This window comes from Rhodovulum sp. 12E13, assembly GCF_003340565.1.
In the GTDB taxonomy this organism is placed as follows: Bacteria; Pseudomonadota; Alphaproteobacteria; order Rhodobacterales; family Rhodobacteraceae; genus HLUCCA09.
In genome coordinates, this window is record NZ_QPLK01000085.1 from 1 (window position 1) to 2,537 (window position 2,537).

Genomic DNA, 2,537 nt, shown 5'->3' on the forward strand with positions numbered 1-2,537 from the left:
GTAAGCGGCCGCTGGCGGCCCTTGGCCGATCAGCTTGACGCTGGCGAGAAGGCCCAGGGCATGAGATCGTCGATCCTGTTAGCGGGGTGACCGGCGGCGATCGCCTCGAGGGTGGCGGTGAGGTAGGCGAGCGGATCGACTCCGTTCAGCTTGCAGGTCTCTATGAGGGAGGCGATCCGCGCCCAGCCGTGTGCGCCCTCGTCGTGGCCGGCGAAGAGGGCGTTCTTCCGTTGCAGGCTGAGGGGGCGGATCGTGTTCTCGACGGCGTTGCTGTCGATCTCGACGCGGCCGTCGTCGAGGAAGACGCAGAGGCCCTCCCAATGGTTGGCGAAGTAGGCGAGCTTCTGGCCGAGGCGGGACTTGGCGGAGGTTCCCGCGCGGACGCGGGCCAGCCACGCCCCGAAGTCCTCCACGAGCGGTGCCGATCGCGCCTGGCGCACGGCGCGGCGCTGCCCGGGCGGGCTGCTCTTCAGCGCCGCCTCGATGGCGTAGAGTTCGGCGATCCGGCGCAGCCCCTCCTCGGCGATGGGCGAAGCGTCGCGGTCGAAGATCTCGCGGAGCTGGCGCCGGCCATGGGCCCAGCAATGCGCGAGGACGAGCGGCGCGTCCGGGCCGCGATCGTCGCGCACCCGCTTGTAGGCGGCATAGCCGTCGACCTGCAGGATCCCGGAGAAGCCCTCGAGGATCGCCTTGGCGTGCTCGGCGCCGCGGCCGGGAGCGTAGTGGTAGACGACCGCGGGCGGGTCGGCGCCGCCCCACCGGCGATCGTCGCGGGCGAGCGCCCACAGATACCCCGTCTTCGTGCGGCCCCGACCGGGATCGAGCACGGGCGCGGTGGTCTCGTCGAGGAAGAGCTTCCCGGAGCGCTTCAGGTGTCCGACGAGCCCGTCGACGATGGGGGCAAGGTGGAAGGCGGCCTTGCCGACCCATTCGGCGAGGGTGGACCGGTGCAGGTCGATCCCGGCACGAGCGAAGATCTGGGACTGGCGGTAGAGGGGCGTGTGGTCGGCGTATTTGGAGACCAGGATGTGCGCGATCATCCGCTCCGTCGGCAGCGCGCCCTCGATCAGGAAGGCGGGCGCCGGTGCCTGGGCGACCGCGCCCGCGCAGCGCCGGCAGGCGTATCTGGGGCGCACGGTGGCGATCACCCGGAACTGGGCCGGCACGATGTCGAGGCGCTCCGTGCGGTTCTCGCCGATCCTTGTCATCTCCCCGCAGCCGCACGGGCAGAGCGTCGTCTCCGGTTCGATCACCCGCTCGATGCGAGGCAGTTCCTTCGGCAAGCGCCCCTGGTTGCGCTTGATGCCCGCCCGACTGTCCCGGGGTGCGGGGGCCGGCGTGGCGGCGCGCTCCTGCGCCTCCTCCGCCTCGGCGACCGCGGCCTCGAGGTCCTCGAAGGCCAGCTGGCGCGCGTCGGCGTCGAGCTTCTCGGACTTCCGGCCGTAGAGCGCGTGCTGGAACTCCTTCACCAGGTGTTCGAGCCGGCGATTGTGCTCGGCGAGCGTCGCCACCTCCGCCTCCAGCGCCGCACGCCGGGCGCGCTCCGCCTCGAAGGCGGCGCGGATCTCCGGCGGCAGGGCGTCGAGGTCGATCTCGGCAGGCGGGCTCATCGCCGCGGGAGGGTACCGGCAGGGGCGGCGTTCGCGAGGCCCTTCAGCGCGCCCGAGTCACTCCGCCGCACGGGGCGGCCGGACCCGGCGCGGCCCGTGCACCCGGCGCCAGTCGAGCCCTTCGAACAGCGCCTCGAACTGGGCCCGGGAGAGACGCATGACGCCGTCCCGGATCGTCGGCCAGGCGAACTTGCCACCCTCGAGGCGCTTGTAGACGAGAACCACCCCGGTCCCGTCCCACACGAGCACCTTGATGCGATCGCCGCGCTTCGAGCGGAACACGACGACGGCGCCGGAATGCGGGTCGAGACCGAGCTCGTTCTGCGCCAGGGCGGCAAGGCCGTCATGGCCCTTGCGGAAGTCGACGGGACGCGTGGCGATCACGACCCGCACCGCCTGCGCCGGCGCGATCATCGCGCCGCCCGCAGCGCCGCCGCGATCTCGGCCACCCGCCTCGCGGGCGCGTCGCCCGCCAGCCGCACGATCACCCCGTCCATCTCGATCTCGACCGGCGCGGTGCCCTCGCTGACCGGCGCGCAAGGCGCCTCGCCCTCGTCCTCGATCACCAGCGCGGCGAAGGTCTGCTCGGCGGCCTCGTCGACGGGCAACGCGAGCTTGCCCTGCCGGGCAAGGCGTCGCCACGCCGTCAGCTGCTGCGGCGCGATCCCGTACCGGCGCGCCACGTCCACCACGCGCGCGCCCGGCTTGAAGGACTCCAGCACGATCCGCGCTTTCACCTCGTCGGGCCACGACCGCCGGCCCGTCGGCCCCACCATCACCTCCAGCCGTTCGACAGCGCTCGTGCCCCCGGCCAACAAAAGCTGCGCACTTTCCTGCAAAGCTCACGTCCCATCCATCGCAACATCAGGGTTAAATGGATCAAGCAAACCTCGCCTCAGGAAGAGAGGGCACCGAGCTGCCGCTTAC

General features: G+C 71.9%; 3 protein-coding genes. All 3 read right to left on the bottom strand.

Annotated elements, in window-relative coordinates; translation table 11 throughout:
• Positions 1-29: 29 nt before the first annotated feature.
• From DLJ49_RS21025 to DLJ49_RS21035, 3 genes are read right to left on the bottom strand one after another with little or no spacing between them, the layout of a single operon-like run.
• Positions 30-1,610: an IS66 family transposase gene (locus DLJ49_RS21025; RefSeq protein WP_115395457.1), complete on the bottom strand. Its 1,581-nt coding sequence runs from the start codon at positions 1,608-1,610 to the stop codon at positions 30-32.
• Positions 1,611-1,667: 57 nt separating this feature from the next.
• On the bottom strand, positions 1,668-2,024 hold the full coding sequence (gene tnpB, locus DLJ49_RS21030; protein WP_115395458.1) for an IS66 family insertion sequence element accessory protein TnpB: 357 nt from the start codon (positions 2,022-2,024) through the stop codon (positions 1,668-1,670).
• Positions 2,021-2,425, bottom strand: a complete 405-nt coding sequence (locus tag DLJ49_RS21035; protein WP_199533476.1) for an IS66-like element accessory protein TnpA — start codon at positions 2,423-2,425, stop codon at positions 2,021-2,023. The genes tnpB and DLJ49_RS21035 overlap by 4 nt, the downstream gene beginning before the upstream one ends.
• Between the last annotated feature and the right edge of the window lie 112 nt (positions 2,426-2,537).

Bases quoted from the DNA above. Each gene is read 5' to 3' on its own strand.
- tnpB (WP_115395458.1), bottom strand. From the start codon at position 2,024: ATGATCGCGCCGGCGCAGGCGGTGCGGGTCGTGATCGCCACGCGTCCC.
- DLJ49_RS21025 (WP_115395457.1), bottom strand. From the start codon at position 1,610: ATGAGCCCGCCTGCCGAGATCGACCTCGACGCCCTGCCGCCGGAGATC.